We start from the raw sequence: 20,082 nt of genomic DNA on the forward strand, positions 1-20,082 counted from the left end.
ATTCCTTTCTCTTGTTTTCTTGGGGCTTTGGTTTTTCCTCCAACCCTAAATCAGGCATCACACCGATTTTTATTTGCTCTAACCACTAACAGACCACGACGGGGCGCGCACCGGAATCGATTCCGGTGCGCGCCCCTTACGCATGTGGTGCGTCAGCCGCCGAGGCCGGGGAGGCCCGCCGGCAGCCCGCCGAGCAGGCCCTTGACCGGGTCGGCGCTGCGCTGCCCGCCCTTTTCGCCGCTCGGCGCGGCCTTGGACGTGGCCTCGCCGAGGGTAGTCGGCAGCGTGGTGGCAGTCCCGGTGAGCGCGTCCTGCGCACCGGTCAGCGCCTCGGGAGCTCCGCCGGGGAGCTTGGTGACGACGTCCTGCACGGGCAGCGTCGTGGTGGCGGAGCTCAGCGTGCCCGTCAGGTCGGGGACGGCCGGCAGGGCCGGCGCCGCGGAGGCGCTGCCGGCGGCGGCAGCGGCGAAGGCGGCACCGAGAGCGGCGGCACCGAGGGTCTTGGCAGCAGACTGCTTCATGAAGAGAACGTCCTCGCAAACGGGGATGGGGAGCGGCTCTGCAAGCTAGCCACGCCCGGACTCCGCCGCAAACACGCGAAGGCGGCCGGGAATTGACGTTCCCGGCCGCCTCCAGTGCGGTGTGCTCAGCCTCGTGCGGAGGAAGAACCGCTGGTCGCGGCGGTCTGCCGGAACAGCCATTCGGATTTCAACTCGGCGTATCCGGGCTTGATCACGTCATTGATCATGGCAAGGCGTTCGTCGAAAGGAATGAATGCTGATTTCATCGCATTGACTGTGAACCACTGCATGTCGTCGAGCGTGTAGCCGAAAGCGTCGATCAGGTGCTCGAACTCGCGGCTCATGCTCGTACCGCTCATCAGCCGGTTGTCGGTGTTGACCGTGGTGCGGAAGTGCAGCTTGCGCAGCAGCCCGATGGGGTGTGCGGCGTACGAGTCGGCCGCGCCCGTCTGGAGGTTGGACGTCGGGCACATCTCCAGCGGGATGCGCTTGTCGCGCACGTACGCGGCGAGGCGGCCCAGCGTGACGCTGCCGTCCTCCGCGACCTCGATGTCGTCGATGATGCGTACGCCGTGACCGAGCCGGTCGGCGCCGCACCACTGGAGCGCCTGCCAGATGGAGGGGAGCCCGAAGGCTTCACCGGCGTGGATCGTGAAGTGGTTGTTCTCGCGCTTGAGGTACTCGAAGGCGTCGAGGTGGCGGGTGGGCGGGAAGCCCGCCTCGGCGCCGGCGATGTCGAAGCCGACGACGCCGTTGCCGCGGTAGCGGTTGGCGAGCTCGGCGATCTCCAGGGCGCGGGCGGCGTGCCGCATCGCGGTCAGCAGGGCGCCGACGCGGATCCGGTGGCCGTTCGCCTTCGCGCGGCGCTCGCCCTCGCGGAAGCCGTCGGTGACGGCCTCGACGACCTCTTCGAGCGTCAGCCCCTTCTCCAGGTGCTGCTCGGGGGCGTACCGGACCTCGGCGTAGACGACGCCGTCCTCGGCGAGGTCCTCGGCGCACTCGGCGGCGACGCGGAAGAGCGCGTCACGCGTCTGCATGACGGCGCAGGTGTGGGCGAAGGTCTCCAGGTATCGCTCCAGCGATCCGGAGTCGGCGGCCTCGCGGAACCAGATGCCGAGCTTGTCGGCGTCGGTCTCGGGAAGGGCCTGGTAACCCGCCTCGCGGGCGAGATCGATGATCGTGCCGGGCCGCAGACCACCGTCGAGGTGGTCGTGGAGCAGCACCTTCGGGGCGCGGCGGATCTGGTCCGCGGTGGGCGTGTTAAGGGTCTCGCTCGTCATCTGCGCACTCTAGCGCCTACGCGCGTAGATCGCCTCCGTCGATACGTAACAGTGACCGTGCGGACGGGTGGAGTACATCTGGGCTTCTGAGACTGTTCTGTCATGGCACAGCAAGCAATCCCGGTTTCCGGGGCCGCCCGATTGGGCCGGCCGGTCGGAGCGGCCCGAGTGGCCGGGGGCGGTGACCGCACGGTCTGCGGCGTGGTCCTGCTTCTCCCCGCCGGTGAACCGATGTCGGCCCGCAGACCGTCGCCGCTGGCGTACGCCGGTGTGCGGCCGCTGGCGCGGAGTCTGGCCGCGGCGGGGCGCGCGGAGGGGCTCGCCGCCCACGTGGTCCGCTACCGCGGCCGCGGCTGGAACGGCTCGGACGCGCGGCTCGCGGCGGATGCGACGTGGGCGGCGGACGAGGTCGTACGGCGCTACGGGGACGTACCGGTGTGTCTCGCGGGGATCGACATGGGCGGGCGGGCGGCGCTGCACGCGGCGGACCACCCGGCCGTGAACTCGGTGCTGGCGGTCGCGCCGTGGCTTCCGGACGACGATGTCGCGGCGGCGGAGGAGCCGGTGAAGCAGCTGGCCGGGCGCCAGGTGCTGATCGTGCACGGCACGAATGACGAACGTACCGATCCGGAGCTGTCGTACCGGCTGGCGGAGCGGGCGAAGAAGGTCAACCGCGACACGTGCCGCTTCGAGGTCCACTCCGACGGCCACTCACTGCGCCAGCACCGCCCGGAAGTGCTGGCCCTCGCGGCCGACTTCGTCCTGGGCGCGCTGTTCGGCCGCGGATACGCCCGCCCGGTGGCCGACGCCCTGGCCGCACCGCCGCCGCTGGGCTTGCGCATGCCGCTGGCCTCCGGCTTCGGCCACGCACTACGCCGCTGAAGCACCCCCGCTGCTCGGGACCAGGGGGGTGCCGGCGCTCAGCCCTCCGGTGTCGCTTCCGCTACCCAGCCGTACGGGAGCTCCCCGCCGTCGAGGGTGATCGCTTCCACCGCGCGCGTGCGGGGATCGATGTCGGCCGCGACGCCGTCGCCCTCGTAGCGGGGGTACCCGGACGCCCCGGTACCGCCAGTCGCTTCCACGACCGCCGTCCGCAGCGTGGACCCATGGTCCGGATGACCGTCCGCATCCGCCGCCCGAGGCTTGATCGCGACCGTGTAGCGGGCGGGCGGCGGCGGCTGCGGAGCAGCAGGAGTCGGCATACTTCGACGCTAGCGCCGTCCCCCACCGTCCGCCCCGTACGACGCGCGCCCCGCGCGACCCTCTGCCAGGGTCAAACGCATGATCCGTCTGGTCCGCGCCCGCCTCGCGCACTGGCCGACCGCCGTGCCCGTGCTGGCCGTCGTACTGCTCGTCCTCACCTGGGGGCGCGACCTGCCGGGAGCCGTGGTCGCGCTGCTGGCCTGCTTTCTGGCCGGTGCGGTGCTCGCCGCCGTACATCACGCCGAGGTGGTCGCCCACCGGGTGGGCGAGCCGTTCGGCTCGCTCGTCCTCGCCGTGGCCGTGACCATCATCGAGGTCGCCCTGATCGTGACCCTCATGGCCGACACCGGCGGCGAGAGCGGCGACAAGAACAGCTCACTGGCCCGGGACACCGTCTTCGCCGCCGTGATGATCACGTGCAACGGCATCGTCGGGCTCTCGCTCCTCGTCGGCTCGCTGAAGCGGAAGGTGGCGGTGTTCAACGCCGAGGGCACCGGCGCGGCGTTCGCGACCGTCGCCACGCTGGCGGGACTGAGCCTGGCCCTGCCGACGTTCACCACCAGCGCTCCCGGCCCCGAGTTCAGCCCGGCCCAGCTCACCTTCGCGGCGCTCGCGTCCGTGCTGCTCTACGGGCTGTTCGTGATGACGCAGACCTGGCGGCACCGGGACTACTTCCTGCCCGTGACCACCCAGGGGAAGGTGATCGACGTGGAGGAGCACGCCGATCCCCCGGCGCGGCGGGTCGCGCTCATCTCCCTCGGGCTGCTCGCCGTGTCGCTCGTCGCGGTGGTCGGGCTGGCGAAGGGTGTCTCTCCGACGATCGAGGAGGGAGTCGCGGCGGCCGGTCTGCCGGCCTCCGTCGTCGGGGTCGTGATCGCCCTGCTCGTGCTGCTGCCCGAGTCGATCGCCGCCGTACGGGCCGCCCGGCGCGACCGGGTGCAGACCAGCCTGAACCTGGCGCTCGGATCAGCCATGGCGAGCATCGGGCTGACCATTCCGGCGGTCGCGATCGCCACCGTCTGGCTGGAAGGGCCGCTGCTGCTGGGGCTCGGCGCCTCGCACATGGTGCTGCTGGCGCTCACCGTGGCCGTCGGCACGCTGACCATCGTGCCGGGACGCGCGACGCCTCTCCAGGGCGGCGTACATCTGGCGCTGTTGGCGGCGTACATGGTGCTCGCCGTCAGTCCGTGACGCGGCCCACCCCCCTCACTCCGGGAGCAAGTGGCCCCTGCGCGACAGCAGGAAGCGCTTGAAGGCCGCCACCGGCGGTGTGTCCGGGTGGCCGTCCAGCCACGCGACTCCGATCTCCCGTACAGCGCGCGGGGCCGTCACCGTCAGTTCCCTGACGCCGGGGCGGGCCACCGCCGGGGGCGGCAACAGGGCGACGCCGAGACCCGCCGCCACCAGGCCGCGCAGCGTCTCCGCCTCCTCGCCCTCGAACGCGACGCGCGGCTTGAAGCCCGCCTCGGCGCACAGGTCGTCGGTGATACGACGCAGCCCGTAGCCGGGTTCGAGGGTGACGAACGCCTCGTCGGCCGCCTCCGCGAGACGCACGCGCTTCCGGGTGGCCAGGCGGTGGTCGTCCGGGACGACCAGGCGCAGCCGCTGCTCGTCGATGCGGCGGGCGACCAGGTCGGGGGCGTCGGGGACGGGGGAGGTCAGGCAGAGGTCGAGGTCTCCGGCGCGCAGCCGTTCGATCATGGCCTCGCCGTAGTTCTGGACGAGCTGGAAGCGGACCCGCGGGTGGTCCGCGCGGAAGGCGCGGATCAAGCCGGGGACGGTCTCCGAACCCATGGTGTGCAGGAAGCCGAAGGCGACCTTGCCGGTCGAGGGGTCGGCGTCGGCCCGTACCGATTCCGCCGCCCGTTCGACCTCCGCCAGTGCGCGCTCGACGGTGGTGAGGAAGGTGCGGCCGGCGGGAGTGAGGGCGACCGTGCGGCCCTTGCGGGCGAACAGGGCGACGCCCAGGTCCTCCTCCAGCCTGACCATCGCGCGCGAAAGCGTCGACTGCGGGACGCCCAACTCGTGGGCCGCGCGCGTGACGTGCTCGTGGCGGGCGACCGCCGCGAAGTGCGCGAGGCGCGGCGCGAGTACCTGCTGGATGTCTTCTTCGTAACTGCTGGGTGACAGGCGGGGCCGTGAGCTCGGGTTATGCAGCATGGGATTGATTATCGTGTGTTTGTGCATTGGACGCATGAAGCTGCGGTGTTTACGTTCGATGCATGCCTCCTGCCAGTACCAAGGCGTCCACCACCCATGTGGACGCCGACGCCGTTGTTGACGTTGACACCGACTCCCGTCTCGCCCCCTCCTCCCCCGGCTACCGCCGGATGAGCTTCGCGCTCTTCGCCGCCGGGGTCGCGACGTTCGCCCTCCTCTACTCCACCCAGGCGCTGCTGCCGCTGATCTCCGCCGACTTCGGCGCGAGCGCGAGCGCCGCCAGCTGGACCGTCTCGGCGGCCACGGGTGCGCTGGCCCTGTTCGTACTGCCGATGAGCGCGCTCTCGGAGCGCTTCGGGCGCAGCCGGATGATGACGGTCTCGCTGGTGGTCGCGGTCGCGGTCGGCCTGCTCGTGCCGTTCGCGCCCTCGCTGGAGTGGCTGGTGGCGCTGCGCGCGGTGCAGGGCGCCGCGCTGGCCGGTGTGCCGGCCTCCGCGATGGCCTTTCTCGCGGAGGAGGTACGGCCGAAGGCACTGGTCGGGGCGATCGGACTGTTCGTGGCGGGCAACTCCATCGGCGGGATGAGCGGCCGCATCGTCACCGGCTGGGCGGCCCAGCTGTGGGACTGGCGCGCGGCGCTGGCCGCCGTCGGCCTGATGTCCGTGGTGTGCGTGGTGGTGTTCTGGCTGATGCTGCCGAAGGCCCGCAACTTCACGCCCGGTTCGCTGAACCCGCGGGCGCTGGCGAAGACGGTCCGCGGTCACCTGGCCGACCCGCTGCTGCTGCGTCTGTACGCGATCGGCGCGCTCTTCATGACGGTCTTCGGCGCGGTTTACACGGTGATCGGCTACCGGCTGGTCGAGGCCCCCTTCAGCCTCCCGCAGGGCGTCATCGGGTCCGTGTTCCTGGTGTATCTCGTCGGTACGGTCTCCTCCGCGGCGGCCGGAAAGCTGGTCGCCCGCCTGGGCCGCCGAGGTGCGCTGTACCTGGCGGTCTCGACGACCGCGGCCGGTCTGCTGCTGTCGGTGGCCGACGCGCTGGCCGCCGTGCTGGCGGGCCTGGTGCTGATCACCGCCGGGTTCTTCGCGGGGCACGCGGTGGCGTCGTCCTCGGTGAGCCGTACGGCGAAGACCGGCCGGGCGCAGGCATCCGCGCTCTACCAGTCGGCCTACTACCTGGGCAGCAGCGTCGGCGGCACGCTCGGCGCGGTGGCCTTCCACGCCGGCGGCTGGGCGGGGACCGTACTCCTCGGGCTGGTCGCGGTGCTCGGGGTCGTATCGATCACGCTGTACGGCACCCGGGTCGCCAGGGTCGAACAGCGCCGGCACGTTCCGCGACCCGTTTCGCGGCCGGTTTTCGCAGCCCGCCCCTGAATGTCAGTGGCGTCCGGTAACTTCCGAAGTGCTGGTGCCAATGGCGAGTGGGGTGGACCCGATGAGTGATGTCGTGACGACGCAGGACCTGGACTCCCGGCTGGAGAAGCACCGGACCGAGCTGACCGGGTACTGCTACCGGATGCTGGGATCGGCCTTCGAGGCGGACGACGCCGTGCAGGACACGATGGTCCGGGCCTGGCGGAATTTCGACAAGTTCGAGGGCCGGTCGTCGCTGCGCTCGTGGCTGTACCGCATCGCGACGAACGTATGCCTCGACATGCTCAACGCGGGAAACCGCAGGGCCCGCCCGATGGATCTGACCGCCGCGACCCCGGTGGCGCAGGCCGCGCTCAACTCCCGCCCCGAGGTCACCTGGCTGGAGCCGGTGCCGGACGGGCGGGTGCTGCCTTCGGTGGCCGACCCGGCGGAGACCGCCGTGGCGCGGGAGAGCGTGCGGCTCGCGTTCGTCGCCGCGCTCCAGCATCTGCCGCCGAAGCAGCGGGCGGTGCTGATCCTGCGCGAGGTGCTGGCCTGGAAGGCGAGCGAGGTCGCGGAGCTGCTGGAGACGACGGTCGCTTCGGTGAACAGCGCGCTCCAGCGGGCCCGCGCGACGATCGCCGAGCACGGCTCGCAGGAGACGGACACCGCGAATCCGCTGGACGAGGAGCAGCAGAAGCTGCTGGAGCGGTACGTCGCGGCCTTCGAGGGGTACGACATGACCGCCCTCACGGCGCTGCTCCACGAGGACGCCACGCTGTCCATGCCGCCGTACGACCTGTGGTTGCGGGGACACGACGACATCGTCGGCTGGATGCTGGGCGTCGGCGAGGTCTGCCGGGGCTCGAAGCTGGTCCCGGTCGTGGCCAACGGCACGCCGGCCTTCGCCCACTACCACCCGAGCCAGTCGGGCGACGGCAGCTTCGAGCCGTGGGCGCTCATGGTGATCGAGATCGTGGAGGGCAAGGTCAGCGGGATCACGTCCTTCCTGGACACGAAGCGCTGGTTCCCGCTCTTCGATCTGCCGGCCCGCCTGGAAAAGGAGTAGGAGCGGGAAGTGCGCAAGGTTCTCGTGATCGCCTGGGCGGTGCTCGCGATGACGGGGTACGGGCTGACGGTGCTGCTGGACGAGCCGCGGGAAATCAGCCCAGCCGGCCGGGTGTCGCCGCAGGACCCGTCGCCACCGTCCCCGCCGACATCGGACGCGGGGTGCCCGACGCCGGAGGATCACGAGGACGGGACCGTCGTCCTCTGCGTCCTCAAGACGGCGGGCTGAGACCGGCCAAGGGCTTCCGGGATTCAATTCGGAACCTTGTTGCACCCTTCCATTTCTACGACCGAATACCTTTCCGTTTATCATGCGGGGCGCCGGGCGAAATCACTTCGTACCACCCGCATTCCGACGATTTTCCTTTCGATCCGTTACTGCCCTCCTATTGCCGCGTTGAAGGAAGGTGAAGGCCGCAAGCCCTGCGGTCGACCTCTTCATCTCGCAAGGAGAACTGATGTCGCATATCGCGAAGGCAGCTGCCGTCATCGCCGGCACCGGTGCCATCCTGGCCGGCGGGGCCGGCGTGGCCACCGCCAACGCCGGAGCGCATGGTGAGACCGTCGGGAACCCCGGTGTCATCTCGGGCAACGCCATCCAGGTGCCCATCCACATCCCGGTCAACCTCTGCGGCAACACCGTGAACATCATCGCCGCGCTCAACCCGGCGTTCGGCAACACCTGTGCGAACGTCTCGGGCCACGGCGCCTACGGTCACTGATCCCCGCCTCACGCCACTGCGGCCTCCCCTTCAGGTATGGGGAGGCCGCAGTGGTGTGTCCGGTGCTAGGCGTAGCGGTAGATGCGGCTGTGGTCGAGGAGTTGCGCGGGCGCCACGTTCCACGGCGGCATCGGTTCGTCGAGGCTGAAGACCCGCCCGCGCTGCGGATCGGACCCGGTCAGCTTCTTGCGCGGCAGATAGCCGGAGCGGGGATGCGCCCGCTGCCAGCGGTCCCAGAGCAGGTCCATGAAGGCGTGGTGGAGCCAGAAGACCGGGTCGTTGGGCGAGGTGGCGCCCAGCATCGCACCGCCGACCCAGCGGTGGACCCGGTTGTGGTTGAACGTCGTGGCCGTGCCACCCCGCCCCCACCCCTCGATCTTGTTCCGGAAGCCCCTGGTCGTGGTGGAGTTCCACGGCGCGGCGTCGTAGAGCGGGTCGCTCAGCGCCTTCGCCACGTCCTGCCTGGTGGGCAGGGAGACGGGGGCGGAGGGCCGGCCGAAGTTGCGGGTGAGGTAGGCGCCGTCGCCGACCCGTGCGCGGATGTTCCAGTTGCCGGTGGCGTGGGCGAACGGTCCCGTCATGACCTTCTGGTCGCCGGCCCGGCCGTTGCCCCCGAGGAAATCCTCCGCCCACAGCGACGCGGCGGGAGTGTTGTCCTTCGTCCAGTCCCAGTACGGAACCGACACCCCCGGATCGACGGCTTGCAAGGCGCGTTCGAACTCCAGGAGATAGCGGCGGTGCCACGGGAAGAAGGAGGGCGTCATATGGCTGACGCGTGGCCCGGGCTCGTCGTCGGTGACGTAGTGCTGACCGTGCAGGGTCACGAACTCGTCGTACCGCCCCGAGCGCTTCAGCTCCAGGAGCGCACTGACCAGACGCTTCTTCTCCGTACGGGTGAGGTCGCGTTGGTTCTTCCGGGTGTACACCACTGTTGGCCCTCCCCTCTTCAGAGACTGTGCAGGGGGGATGCCGACAGCTGGGCGTCACCCAGCTCGTCCACCGCCGCGCGTGCCGCGTCGAGCAGCGTGGGGAACGACTCGTAGTGGTTCACCAGGCTCAGGTAGCTGCCGTCGGCGCGCCGCATGACGTGCAGCGGCCGGCCGTCGATGCGTACCTCGGCGTCCCGTACGGCGGCGACGGTCATGGCGTCACCGACGGCCCGTACGCGGCCGGCCGCCCTCGCGGGCATCGTGACCCTGGCGGTCCCCTGGATGTACCGGCCGCGGTACGTCTCGGCGAACCGCTCCAGCGCCGGTCCTGCCGTGCCTCCCGGCCTCTTGGTGAGGATCGGGGCGAGCGCCCCCGCGGTGCCCGCGATCACGCCCATCGCGAAGACTCCGCGCAGCAGAATGCGGCGGGTCAGGGAATCCCCTCGCACGGTCGCTGCGCTCCTGCGCGTGATCAGGCCCATGCCGAATACCCCTTGCCCTTCGCGTCGGTCCACTCTTGCGATGTGCGCGTGCCTCGGTTTTGACAACGACCCGCCGGCGAAACAGTTCTCGTGGGCGGGCGGCCGGCGCCCGTGAGGGACGCCGGCCACCGGATGCGCGGCCTCAGTCCATGAGCAGGGCGGCGGCCGGCGTGCCCTGCAGAATCGGCGAGACCAGCCCGAGCTGCGGCAGCACCGGCTCGGGCAGCCCCGAGAGGTGCTCGCGGGGCGCCGACAGCGGCGCCCCCACAGTGGCGCCCGGCGCCTTCAGCGTCAGGTCGGAGGCCTCGGAGACGGCGCGCAGCGCACCCAGGTTGCCCTCCCCCAACGGATCCTTCACCGGCAGTTCGACCTCCGTCTCCGGCAGCTCTGCCGTGAACGGCACCGCGGGCAGCGTCTTCTCCGGCAGGAGCCGGCCGGTGACGTAACGCGGCCCGTCGGGTACGCCGGCCACGGGCACCGGCACTCCGGTGCGCAGTTCGGGGGCCTCGACCGGCAGGACCCGCTCCAGGTGCTCCAGCGGCAGGTCGACAGGCGCCGACGTGCCGGCGGCGGCGGGAGAGGCCGCCGCCGCGGTCGCCATGCATGCCAGGAATGCCGCCGTGACGGAGCCTCGGATGGTCAAACTCATTGGTACGTACGTCCCCTCTGATTCGCAGACACGCTGTTGCTCTGCAAGAACGAGCCAAACGCCCGAACCAGTGCATAGTTCCCCCGTCCGCAGCAACCGACTCGGGCCAAAACGGCCGCCCGAGCTTCTGAAGGGTGTGGGTATGAACATCCCGACGCAGGCGTCCACGCAGCACATGCTGCGGGCGCACAACGCCGATCTCGCCGATCCGGTGTTCTGGCAACTGCCGCGCTCCGAACGGCTGAAGGCCTTCGCGCTGCTGCGCGGGCTCGACGCCCCGGTGCGGTTCGGGGAGAGTCCGGGCAAGAGCTTTTACGCACTGGTGAAGCACGCGGACGTGATGGAGGCGAGCCGGCAGCCGCGGCAGTTCGCAAGCGCTCCGGGCGTCACCACTCCGGAGCCGGCCGCCTGGGCGAAGGCCGTCTTCGGGAACTCCATGGTCAACATGGATGGTTCCGAGCACGCCACGATGCGCAGGATCGTCTCCCGCGCCTTCACGCCGCGCCTGCTCGCCGCCGCGGAGGAGGACATCCGCGCGGTCGCGAGGCGGGTGGTGGACGAGATGATCGACCGGCGGCCGGGCGACTTCGTCCCGTCGGTGGCTTCCCGTATGCCGTTCGAGGTCATCTGCAACCTGATGGGCATCCCGGAACGCTACCGCCCGGAGATCGCCGACCGCGTGAACCACGCGTCCGAGAATGTCGGCGTGAAGCGTGGCCTGCGGGCCAGGCTGCGGGTGCCGGGGCGCGGTCTGCGGGCCCTGGCCCATATGCAGCTCGTCATGGCGAAACTCGCCCGTGAGCGCCGCCGCCGGCCCACGGACGACCTCATTTCGGCGCTGGTACGTGCGGATATCGACGGCCAGTCGCTCTCCTCCCGTCAGCTCGGCGCCTTCTTCTCGCTGCTGCTTGTCGCCGGGGTGGAAACCACCCGAAACGCAATCGCCCACGGGCTGGCACTGCTGACCGAACACCCGGAGCAGCGCGCCCTGTTGGTGTCCGACTTCGACCGGTACGCCGACGGGGCGGTGGACGAGATCGTCCGCCACTCGACGCCGATCATCCAGTTCCGCCGGACGGTCATTGCTGAATGCTCCCTGGGCGGACGGGAGTTCCGTCCGGGCGAGAAGGTGGTGCTCTTTTACGCTTCGGCCAATCGCGACGAAGCGGTGTTCACGAATCCCGATGTCTTCGACATCACCCGCGACCCGAATCCGCATCTGGGGTACGGCGGTGGCGGGCCGCATTACTGTCTGGGGTCACATCTGGCCCGGCAGGAGATGAAGGCCCTGTTCCACGAGCTGCTGACCCGGCCGCGGGATCTGCGGGCGGTGGGGATTCCGGAACTTGTCGACTCGAATTTCGACAACCGGGTGCGCGCCCTGCGTTTCGCCTTCGACCTGTCCTGAGGAATTTCACCCGAGTGGCCGAGTTCGAGGGGGCCCGTATCGCCAATGGCCTACTGACAAGCATGCGGACAGCCCATTAGTAAGACTTTCTGCCTACTGTCGGACGCGTCGGTAAGAACGACCGATCGTAGGAGGAGTCATGGCTAAGAGGCGCCGTCTCACCGGCACCTGCATCGGGACGGTTGCCATAAGTCTCGTCGTCGCCGGTGGTGTTCTCGGAGGAAGAGCGGCCGAAGCAGCACCGCCCACCGAAAACACCTACACCTCAGAGGATCCGGAGAATCCCCCGCCCTCCATTGGCGCGTATCTCGACTACGGGCCCGACGGCGTGACACGGATGGCTGAACTGTCCCAGTGGCTGGGCGGTGCGGAACTCTCGGTCGGGCACACCTACCTGCCGGGCGATCTCTGGGAGAACATCGAAGGCCGCCCCGGCTTCCTGCGCTCCTGGGCGGACTGGCGGCGCGGTGCGCAGGACCGCATGTTCGTGCTCAACGTGCCCATGCTGGAGCGGAACGAGGAGCGCCTCTCCGACGACGAGGTCCGCGGGCTCCTCCAGGAGGGCGCCGGCGGCGCCTTCGACCACCACTACCAGAAGCTGGCCACACGCCTGGTGGAACTGGGCGTACCGGACACGGTGATCGTCCTCGGCTGGGAGATGAACGGCACGACGTACTCGCATCGCTGCGGACCGGACCCCGATGCCTGGAAGACGTACTGGAACCGCATCGTCGCGGCGATGCGGTCCGTTCCCGGCCAGAAGTTCCGCTTCGACTTCGCCCCGAACCGCGGCATCGACGCGATTCCGTGGACCGAGTGCTATCCGGGCGACGACGTCGTGGACATCATCGGCATGGACTCGTACGACCAGCCTCCCGGCGACACCTTCGACCAACAGGTGTCGGATCCGTACGGGCTGCAGAAGCAGGTCGACTTCGCCGCCGAGCACAAGAAGGCGATCTCGTATCCGGAGTGGGGGCTTTTCCGCAACGGCGACAATCCGGAGTACATGAGGCGGATGCTCGACTGGATGGACGAGCACAAGCCGCTGTACCAGACGATCACTGATTACTGCCCGCACGGCGTCTGGCAGTGCGACGAGAACCCGCAGTCGTCGGAAGTCTTCCGCTCGAAGCTGTTCGGGTGGCAGCCGCCCGGGATGCAGACGCCGGGTACGCCGACGCCCGACACGCCGACGCCCGACACGCCGACGCCCGCGCCGCCTCAGGCCCCCGCGCCTTCCGTGCCGAAGCCCGCGGAGATCAAGCCGGTCAGGCCCACGCCGACCGATCCTCCGGGAAAGCCGTCCGACGAGGAACGGGACGAGAAATGGTGCGTGCCCATCGAAATGGGCGAATGGATCAACCAGTGGATGAAGGACTTCACGGTCTGTGTGAAGCCCGGGATCCCGAAGCACTGGAAGCCCTGACGGCCCCGTCCGCCCGCCAGCTGTTCACCCGGTCACGCCAGTCACGCGCCGCCGGAAAGCGCGTGCTCACGGTCTCGGCGGCCCGCTCCCGCATGGTCACCTGCGACTCGCGCATGCGCAGCAGGGGTTCCAGGCCGGACCGGGCCAGCAGCAGCCGCTGGTTGGTGACCGTCGCCGGCCGCCAGTGGTTCTTGTACGGTTCCGACCCGCGCAGCAGGCTCAGCACGCCGCGGCCCGAGCCCGCGGCCAGCTGTGCCTCGTGGCGCAGCAGCATCGCCGTGACGTCCACCTTCTTGTCGCGGAGTGCCGGATCGGCGCCGTACAGGTAGCCGCCGGACAGGAGGCCGGACTGGAGCGTCATGCTCACCGCCACCACGTCGCCGTCCAGCCGGAACTCCGTGACCGCCGCGTCACCGTCGCGCAGCATCCGCCGCCCGGCGCGCCCCAGGTGCTCGGCGAATCGCGGTCTGAGGTGCTCCACGTTGACGCCGCGGCCCCGCCACTGGAGTTCGTGCAGGTGAAGGAGGCGGCCGATGGCTCCGGGTACGTCGTGCTCAGGGACCTCGCGCTCCTCGATCCTCAGTGCGTCGATCTTGCGCAGCTTGGCCCGTACCCGCTGGGCGCGGTTGCTCTGCATCCGTTTGAGGAGCGCGTCGATCGGCTCGGCGGGCAGCTCCATGCACGTCGAGTCCGTGAGCTGGGCCCGGGCGCCGGTCCATCGCTCGTACAGCAGCTCGGCCGCAGCGCCGGGCCGTACCTCGCGCAGGTCGATCACCGCCTGGCGGGCCGCTCGGTCGAGTCCGCGTTCCAGTGCGGTGATGGCGTTCTTTGGCTCGTTCGCGTCGACCAGTACGTCGGAGAAGTCCGAGATCGCGCCGCCGATGGGGACGAGCAGCGGCATCGGGCGGTGCACGAGCATCAGCGGCGCCGCGCCGATCAGCCGGCCGTCGCGGCGGGCCAGTACGACGCGTAGCCGGCCGTTCGTCCCGTACGAGAGCCACCAGGAGTGGAGCCAGGCGTGGCTCTGGAAGGGTGTGGCGGCGGCGCAGCGGCGGTGGAGTCCGTCCCATTCCTGCTGGAGCGCGGCGAACCGGGCGGGGTCGCGGCACAGCGTGACGGTGAGGCCCCGGGTCCGCTGGTCGCCGGGGGCCATCACACCAGCTCCCGCTCGGCGTTGGTGTTGGTGTTGGCCGTGGCGTGGGCCGTGGAGGGTGCGGGCACCGACGCGGTCGTGCGGGGGCGCCTCGGCCGTACGAGGAGCGCCAGGCCGCCGATCAGGCCGCCGGTGCTCCCGCCCACGGCGGCGCTGATCGGGACGGACGGGGAGGCCGGCTCGGCCGGTGCGATCGCGCGGGAGAAGACGAGCAGCTTCACGCCGGTGTTCTTGGAGACGTGGTTGCTGCTGACGAGGACGGCTTCCGCCACGGCGTTGGCGATGTCCGCCGCCGCAGCCGGCTTGGCGGCGGTGCCGGTGATCGCGATCATCGGCGAGTCGGGGGAGGTCTGCGTGCTGACCTGTGTACGCAGCGCCTTCGGCGGGACTCCCGCGGCCACGCGCGCGTACGCGAGGGTGGAGTCGCTGGTGGTGATACGGCCGTAGGCCTGGGCGTAGCCGAGGGCCGCGGTGGGCTCGATGCCCTTGGCGGGGACGGCTACGACGTAGCTGGTGGCGGTGTACTCCGAGGTCTTGAGGGCGCCGTACGACACTCCGCACAGTGTGCCGAGGAGGGCGCAGACGGGGACGGGCCACCACGCGGGGAGGGTGGTGGCTTTGATGTGTTGTGTGGTCTTCGTGAGGAGCCGGGTGATCCGTCCGGGGGCGGCGGGCTGCGGCTGCGGCTGGTCGGGTGACTCGGTCATTGGTGTGTTTTTCTCCTGGTCGAGGGAGCGGAGGCAGTGGAAGTGAGGGCGTGTTCGTACACGTCCATGAGGCGTGCGCTGCTGCGCGCGATGTCGTAGTGGCCGACGGCCGGCGGCGGAACCAGGCGCCGTGCTCCGCCCTCCATCTGCCGGCGCAGCGCCGCCGTCAGCTCGCCGACGTCACCGGTGATGCGCCGGGCGCCGGGGGCGTGGCCCGGGGGCAGGTCGTCGATGGCGGGGCAGGTCCGGTGCAGTACGGGCAGGCCTGCGGCCAGGGCCTCCACCACGGCCAGGCCGAAGGCCTCCTCGCGCGACGTCGAGACGAAGACGTCGACGGCGCAGAGCATCGCGGGGACGCGAACGCGGGGCGTACGGCTGCGGGCCTTGGTGACGCCGCCGGTGTCGCGAGAGCAGTCGCCCAGGAAGCGGATGCGGTCCGTGGCTCCCAGGCGCGCGGTCAGCGTGCGCAGTGCGCCTGTCTCGGGGCCGTCGCCGGCCAGCAAGAGCCACGCGCCGGGCAGGGCCGCGACCGCTCGGACCAGTACGTCGAACCGCTTGCCGGGGACGAACCTGCCCACCCCGCCGACCACGAACGCGTCGGCGGGGACGCCCAGTTGTGCGCGGGTGGTGAGGCGGCGTGCGGCGTCGAAGCGGAAGTGCGCGGCTTCGATGCCGTTGGGCACCACGTGGATGCGCGCGGCCGGTACACCCCAGTCGCGCAGCCGTCCGGCAACGGTGTCGGAGACGGCTACGGTGGCGGAGCCCAGGCGTTCGGTGCCCAGGTACAGCGCGCGGGCGCCGCGGGTGAGCGGGCGGCCCTCGATCTCCGACTGGCCGAGGGAGTGTTCCGTGGCGACCGTGGCTTTGACCCCGGCCAGCCGTGCGGCGATCCGCCCGTAGACGCAGGCGCGGTACAGGTGCGTGTGGACCAGGTCGTACTTCCCGCGTCGGATCAGGTTCGTCAGCGCGGGCAGGGCCTTGAGGTCCCGGTTGCCCTTTATCCCCAGGTGGGCGACCCGGACGCCGTCCGCGCGCAGCCCTCTCGCCACCGGGCCCGGGTTCGTCAGCGTAACGACGTCGCAGGGTACGGGCAGGTGCCGCAGCAGCAGCCGCAGTTGCTGTTCGGCGCCTCCGGTGCCCAGGCCGGTGATGATGTGCAGTGCCTTCATCGGCCTGGACCCCGTACGGCGAAACGGTGGCGCAGCCGCTTCGCCCGGAGGCGAAGGCCCCGGTCGGCGTGGCTGATGTGCGTTCGGGGCAGGGCGTACGTGCCGAGCGGCGGGTCGGGGGCGATCGCGAAGCCGTAGGTGTAGCCGGCGGCGCGTACCGCGTCTGCCACGCGGTCGTCGACGATGCCGTACGGGTAGCAGAAACTGTCCGGGGCGGTGCCGGTGATCTCGCGGAGCAACTCCCGGCTGTGGAGGGTTTCCTGGCGCAGGTCGGTGTCGGACAGTGCGGTGAGGTTCTGGTGGTAGAGGCCGTGCGAGCCGATCCGCATGCCGGCTGCTGCGGCCGTTCTGATTTCCTCCGCCGTGAGCAGCCGCTTGCGCGGGCCCAGCGCGTCCCACTCGTTGGAGCCGCCGCAGCGGCCGGGCAGGACGAACACCGTCGCCGTGAACGCGTGCCGGCGCAGCACCGGCAGCGCCTCGTGCAGGAAGTCGGCGTATCCGTCGTCGAAGGTCAGTCCGACCAGGTGGCCGGCGCGGCCCGCCGCGTGGGCTCGCAGGAGTGTGCCTACGTCGACTCCGGTGAGTCTTCGGCGGCGCAGCCAGGTCAGGTGCCGGTCGAGGCGTTCGCGGGCGACGGTGATGCCGTACGGGTCGTCCGCCGGGTCGGCCACCGAGTGGTACATCCAGATCCATGGCCGGCGGTGGGGGCGGGGGGTGCGTACGGGGCGTTGGGCGGTGCGCGTTGTCGTTTCAGTGGCCATGGTGGAACCTCTGTCGGGTTTGGGCCAGCAGGTGAACGACCTCTGGGGCTCTTACCGCGAGTCCGCAGAGGACGAATACGGTCGGGACGAGGACGCAGCCGACTGTCAGGCTCAGCAGCGGGTCCGACATCCTCGGGGCGGCCGCCGCGCCCGCCGTGGCCGCCGCTGCCGCCGCGAGCATCAGGCGGCCGAGGGATGCGGTGATGGCCCGTACCCGTACGGGGACCACGCGCGAGCCAAGGCCGGTGAGCAGGAGCAGCGCCGTCGTGGTGATGCCGACTGCGTTCGCCGCCGCGATGCCGTGTACGCCGAAGCTGCCGACCGCGGCGGCGCCTGTGGCGGTGGTGACGACCAGGCCTGCGGCCATTGCGGCGGCCGGGTACCAGGTGGGGCGGCTGGTGGAGAAGAACGGCCTGCTCAGGGCGCCCACCAGGCAGTGGCCCAGGAGGCCGGCCGCGTACACGCGCATGACGGTTGCCGTCGTGGCTGTGTCCTGGGCGTCGAACGCGCCGCGTTCGAAGAGTACTTCGATGATCTGCGGCGCGTAGCCGAGAACCAGCGCTGTCCCGAGGAGGACGACCATCGCGGCCAGGGCCAGGTCTCTTTCCACCCTGCGGCGGGCTCCTTGCTGGTCTCCTTCGGCCATGGCTCTTGCTACGACGGGGTACGTCACCGTGCAGATCATGAGCGACAGCACCATCGGCATCTGCGCGACCTTCTGCGCGTAGTTCAGGTGCGAGATGGCGCCGCCGGGGAGGGAGGACGCCAGGAAGCGCTCTACCAGGACCTGGGCCTGGCGGCTCACCGCGAAGAGAACCACCGGGGCCAGGACGGCTGTGCCCAGGAGTGGGGGGATGGTGGTGCGGGTGCGGGTGCGGGTGCGGGTGCGGGTGCGGGTGCGGGTGCGGGTGCGGGTGCGGGTGCGGGTTGGCTTTACCAGGCGTAGGAATGTGGGGAGTTGGGTCAGGATCATCAGGAGGCTGCCTGCCGCCACCCCGGCCGCGGCTGCTCGTACGCCCCAGAGGGAGTGCAGCGTCAGCATCGTGACGATGATGCCTAGGTTGTACGCGGCGTAGACGCCGGCCGGTTGCCAGAACCTGCCGTGTGCGCGCAGGGCGGCGCTGAAGTATCCGGTGATGCCGAAGGTCAGTACGGTCACCGCTGTGAGGCGGGTGCAGTCGGTGGCCAGTTGGGGGTTGCTGAAGCCGGGGGCGAGGACTTTGACGAGCCAGGGCGCACCGAGGATCAGGGCCCCGGCTGCGCAGGACAGCAGGGCGAACAGCCGGGGCAGGGTGGCCAGGACCAGCGCTCTTACCGCGTCGCGCTGGGCGGCGCGGCGGGCGATGGCGTGGCTGAAGGCGGGGACCAGCAGCAGCGCCATCGCGTCCTCGATGAGGAGGGTTGACGCCATCTCGGGCAGGGTCCAGGCGATCAGGAAGGCGTCGCTGTCGACGCTCGCGCCGAAGAGGTGGGCGATGGCCTGGTCCCGTACCAGACCCAGCAGCGCCCCTGCCGCGGTCAGGCCGGCGGTGACGGCGGCGGCCCGCGCCAGAAACCGGCCCAGCTTCGGCGGATGCGGGTCCCGGGGCTCTGGGGTCGGTGCCGCGCCGTGGCGTCTCCTCGGGCGCCGAACGTTCGGGTAGCGCGTTGTTTCTTCGGGCTCGTTGCGTTCGACGCCCTGCGGGGAGCGCCCCGGCACGTCCCCTCCTGGCACCGTGTTTCGCGGGGCGGGGTCGGGCTCGTCGAGTGCCCGCGTCGGGTGGGCGGGGGCGTCGGTCATGCCCTCTCCTCGGACGGCGCCAGGGCCCACCAGGCGGCCAGGCCCAGGATGATTCCGGTGAGGACGGTCGAGGGGCCGCCGATGTCGGCGTAGAGGAAGTCGACCGTCTGCCAGGTTGCCAGGCCTACTGCTGCCAGGCCGCAGTCCGCTGCTTTTTGGGGGGCTCGGGTCAGTCTGCGTAGGGCTGTCAGGAGGATCGCTGCCCAGCCGGCCAGGAATGCGGTGAGGCCGATCAGGCCCTGTTCGCTGAGGACCAGGAGGTACATGTTGTGCGGGGAGAGCAGGGCTTGTTTGTGGAACGTCTGGCCCGCTCCCGCGGTGTCGCTGCCTGAGGAGAGAGCGATCGACGCGTGGGCGTCACGGTGGGCGGGGAAGCCCTTGAGGCCTACTCCGGTGGCGGGGCGGTCCTGCCACATGCTCACCGCGGCGGTCCACATGGTGTAGCGGTCGGTGACCGAGCGGTCGGGCGCTTCGGTCACCTCCGTGATGCTGGTGAGGCGTTGGGAGATCATCTCGGAGCCGATGCCGAAGCCGCCTACGAGGATGACCGAGGCTGCTGTGAGGGTGGTCAGGGCTCGTACCGCCTGGCGCCGGCCCGTGAGGAGGATCATGGCGAAGGCTGCGGCGAGGGTGGCGATCCAGGCTCCTCGGCTGAAGGAGAGCGCCAAGGGGATGGTCAGTGCTGCTGCTGTGGCCGTGGCGGTCGGGCGCAGGTACGGGTGAGCGTTCTTGGGGGGGCGCAGTGCCAGGGCCAGGGCTGCCAGGAGACCGTAGGAGACCACCGTGGCCATTCCCATGACGTCGGTGGCGCCGAAGGTGCCTACTGCCCTGATGTCCTCGCCCATGTACGACGCGCCTGTGTTGGTCGCGTACTGGTAGACCCCTGTGGCTCCTTGGGCTACCGCCAGGGCGATCAGTGCGGTCGTGATGACGCGGAAGTGGTTCGGGGTGCGGAGGAGGAGGACCACCGCTGCGGGGACCAGGACGAAGACCTGGAGGTAGCGGGCGAATCCGGTGAGGGCGGCTGTGGGGTCCGTGGCGGTTGCCGTTGCCACGGCGATGGCGACGGCGGGGAGGCCCAGGACCAGCGCGGCGGTGAGGGTGAGTGGGCGTCGGCGTTCGTGTAGTGCTTTGGCCAGAGCTGTCAGGACAAGGGCGCACGAGGCCAGGTCCGCCGGCGTGATGTTCGCCGATGTGCCCGCTCCTGCGGTTTGGATCGGCGCTGCCAGCAGCAGCACTGTGGCGATCAGGGGCAGGAGCGGTAGTCGGTCGACGCGCGGTAGTGGTGTGGTCCACACGGCCGTCATGC

21 protein-coding genes are annotated in these 20,082 nt (G+C 70.4%); 8 read left to right on the forward strand and 13 right to left on the reverse strand.

Features of this window, described 5'->3' with window-relative positions; all coding sequences use genetic code 11:
- Positions 1 to 152 precede the first annotated feature (152 nt).
- Both ABZX79_RS12250 and ABZX79_RS12255 read right to left on the reverse strand, forming a co-directional pair.
- The gene (locus ABZX79_RS12250; protein WP_355254939.1) at positions 153 to 521 is read right to left on the reverse strand and encodes an ATP-binding protein; all 369 of its coding nucleotides are present in this window, start codon (positions 519 to 521) and stop codon (positions 153 to 155) included.
- Positions 522 to 646: 125 nt separating this feature from the next.
- Positions 647 to 1,801 (reverse strand): adenosine deaminase, encoded by a 1,155-nt coding sequence (locus ABZX79_RS12255; RefSeq protein WP_355254942.1) that lies wholly within the window; start codon positions 1,799 to 1,801, stop codon positions 647 to 649.
- A 102-nt stretch (positions 1,802 to 1,903) separates the two neighbouring features.
- On the opposite strand from ABZX79_RS12255, the gene ABZX79_RS12260 reads away from it, so the two are divergent.
- Positions 1,904 to 2,683, forward strand: coding sequence for an alpha/beta hydrolase (locus ABZX79_RS12260; RefSeq protein WP_355254945.1), 780 nt, complete (start codon positions 1,904 to 1,906; stop codon positions 2,681 to 2,683).
- A 38-nt stretch (positions 2,684 to 2,721) separates the two neighbouring features.
- On the opposite strand, the gene ABZX79_RS12265 is transcribed toward ABZX79_RS12260, so the two are convergent.
- The gene (locus ABZX79_RS12265; protein ID WP_355254948.1) at positions 2,722 to 3,003 is read right to left on the reverse strand and encodes a hypothetical protein; all 282 of its coding nucleotides are present in this window, start codon (positions 3,001 to 3,003) and stop codon (positions 2,722 to 2,724) included.
- A gap of 79 nt (positions 3,004 to 3,082) precedes the next feature.
- Between ABZX79_RS12265 and ABZX79_RS12270 the strand changes: the two genes are divergently transcribed.
- Positions 3,083 to 4,195, forward strand: a complete 1,113-nt coding sequence (locus ABZX79_RS12270) for an ionic transporter y4hA (RefSeq protein WP_355254951.1) — start codon at positions 3,083 to 3,085, stop codon at positions 4,193 to 4,195.
- 15 nt (positions 4,196 to 4,210) lie between these two features.
- On the opposite strand, the gene ABZX79_RS12275 is transcribed toward ABZX79_RS12270, so the two are convergent.
- Positions 4,211 to 5,164 (reverse strand): LysR family transcriptional regulator, encoded by a 954-nt coding sequence (locus ABZX79_RS12275; RefSeq protein ID WP_355254954.1) that lies wholly within the window; start codon positions 5,162 to 5,164, stop codon positions 4,211 to 4,213.
- Between the two features lie 62 nt (positions 5,165 to 5,226).
- On the opposite strand from ABZX79_RS12275, the gene ABZX79_RS12280 reads away from it, so the two are divergent.
- The 4 genes from ABZX79_RS12280 (at position 5,227) to ABZX79_RS12295 (ending at position 8,306) form a co-directional block, all read left to right on the forward strand.
- Complete coding sequence (locus ABZX79_RS12280) at positions 5,227 to 6,537, forward strand: MFS transporter (RefSeq protein ID WP_355254957.1); 1,311 nt, start codon at positions 5,227 to 5,229, stop codon at positions 6,535 to 6,537.
- Between the two features lie 61 nt (positions 6,538 to 6,598).
- Entirely contained in the window at positions 6,599 to 7,585 is a 987-nt protein-coding gene (locus ABZX79_RS12285; RefSeq protein ID WP_355254960.1) for a sigma-70 family RNA polymerase sigma factor, read from the forward strand.
- A 9-nt stretch (positions 7,586 to 7,594) separates the two neighbouring features.
- The gene (locus ABZX79_RS12290) at positions 7,595 to 7,813 is read left to right on the forward strand and encodes a hypothetical protein (RefSeq protein ID WP_355254963.1); all 219 of its coding nucleotides are present in this window, start codon (positions 7,595 to 7,597) and stop codon (positions 7,811 to 7,813) included.
- A gap of 229 nt (positions 7,814 to 8,042) precedes the next feature.
- Positions 8,043 to 8,306 (forward strand): chaplin, encoded by a 264-nt coding sequence (locus tag ABZX79_RS12295; protein WP_355254966.1) that lies wholly within the window; start codon positions 8,043 to 8,045, stop codon positions 8,304 to 8,306.
- Between the two features lie 65 nt (positions 8,307 to 8,371).
- Here ABZX79_RS12295 and ABZX79_RS12300 read toward each other — a convergent pair whose 3' ends face one another.
- The 3 genes from ABZX79_RS12300 to ABZX79_RS12310 form a co-directional block, all read right to left on the reverse strand.
- Positions 8,372 to 9,232: a tyrosinase family protein gene (locus tag ABZX79_RS12300; RefSeq protein ID WP_355255670.1), complete on the reverse strand. Its 861-nt coding sequence runs from the start codon at positions 9,230 to 9,232 to the stop codon at positions 8,372 to 8,374.
- Positions 9,233 to 9,252: 20 nt separating this feature from the next.
- Positions 9,253 to 9,633 carry a tyrosinase family oxidase copper chaperone gene (locus ABZX79_RS12305; protein ID WP_355255673.1) on the reverse strand — a complete coding sequence of 127 codons (381 nt, stop codon included), beginning with the start codon at positions 9,631 to 9,633 and terminating at the stop codon, positions 9,253 to 9,255.
- 226 nt (positions 9,634 to 9,859) lie between these two features.
- Positions 9,860 to 10,366, reverse strand: a complete 507-nt coding sequence (locus ABZX79_RS12310) for a hypothetical protein (protein ID WP_355254969.1) — start codon at positions 10,364 to 10,366, stop codon at positions 9,860 to 9,862.
- Positions 10,367 to 10,508: 142 nt separating this feature from the next.
- Between ABZX79_RS12310 and ABZX79_RS12315 the strand changes: the two genes are divergently transcribed.
- Together ABZX79_RS12315 and ABZX79_RS12320 are read left to right on the forward strand one after the other, a co-directional pair.
- Positions 10,509 to 11,774 (forward strand): cytochrome P450, encoded by a 1,266-nt coding sequence (locus ABZX79_RS12315; RefSeq protein ID WP_355255676.1) that lies wholly within the window; start codon positions 10,509 to 10,511, stop codon positions 11,772 to 11,774.
- 139 nt (positions 11,775 to 11,913) lie between these two features.
- Positions 11,914 to 13,203 carry a glycosyl hydrolase gene (locus tag ABZX79_RS12320; RefSeq protein WP_355254972.1) on the forward strand — a complete coding sequence of 430 codons (1,290 nt, stop codon included), beginning with the start codon at positions 11,914 to 11,916 and terminating at the stop codon, positions 13,201 to 13,203.
- Here the strand turns inward: ABZX79_RS12320 and ABZX79_RS12325 are convergent.
- From ABZX79_RS12325 to ABZX79_RS12350, 6 genes are read right to left on the reverse strand one after another with little or no spacing between them, the layout of a single operon-like run.
- Entirely contained in the window at positions 13,157 to 14,356 is a 1,200-nt protein-coding gene (locus ABZX79_RS12325; protein WP_355254975.1) for a GNAT family N-acetyltransferase, read from the reverse strand. The two genes, ABZX79_RS12320 and ABZX79_RS12325, sit on opposite strands and share 47 nt — an antisense overlap.
- Complete coding sequence (locus ABZX79_RS12330; RefSeq protein ID WP_355254978.1) at positions 14,356 to 15,063, reverse strand: lipopolysaccharide biosynthesis protein; 708 nt, start codon at positions 15,061 to 15,063, stop codon at positions 14,356 to 14,358. The genes ABZX79_RS12325 and ABZX79_RS12330 overlap by 1 nt, the downstream gene beginning before the upstream one ends.
- Entirely contained in the window at positions 15,060 to 16,232 is a 1,173-nt protein-coding gene (locus ABZX79_RS12335) for a glycosyltransferase (protein WP_355254981.1), read from the reverse strand. Before ABZX79_RS12335 ends, ABZX79_RS12330 begins: the two co-directional genes overlap by 4 nt.
- On the reverse strand, positions 16,229 to 16,993 hold the full coding sequence (locus ABZX79_RS12340) for a polysaccharide deacetylase family protein (RefSeq protein ID WP_355254984.1): 765 nt from the start codon (positions 16,991 to 16,993) through the stop codon (positions 16,229 to 16,231). The genes ABZX79_RS12335 and ABZX79_RS12340 overlap by 4 nt, the downstream gene beginning before the upstream one ends.
- The gene (locus ABZX79_RS12345; RefSeq protein ID WP_355254987.1) at positions 16,983 to 18,773 is read right to left on the reverse strand and encodes a lipid II flippase MurJ; all 1,791 of its coding nucleotides are present in this window, start codon (positions 18,771 to 18,773) and stop codon (positions 16,983 to 16,985) included. The genes ABZX79_RS12340 and ABZX79_RS12345 overlap by 11 nt, the downstream gene beginning before the upstream one ends.
- Positions 18,770 to 20,080, reverse strand: coding sequence for an O-antigen ligase family protein (locus tag ABZX79_RS12350; RefSeq protein ID WP_355254990.1), 1,311 nt, complete (start codon positions 20,078 to 20,080; stop codon positions 18,770 to 18,772). Before ABZX79_RS12350 ends, ABZX79_RS12345 begins: the two co-directional genes overlap by 4 nt.
- Positions 20,081 to 20,082 lie beyond the last annotated feature (2 nt).

Source organism: Streptomyces sp. NPDC002994 (assembly GCF_040611155.1).
In the GTDB taxonomy this organism is placed as follows: Bacteria; Actinomycetota; Actinomycetes; order Streptomycetales; family Streptomycetaceae; genus Streptomyces.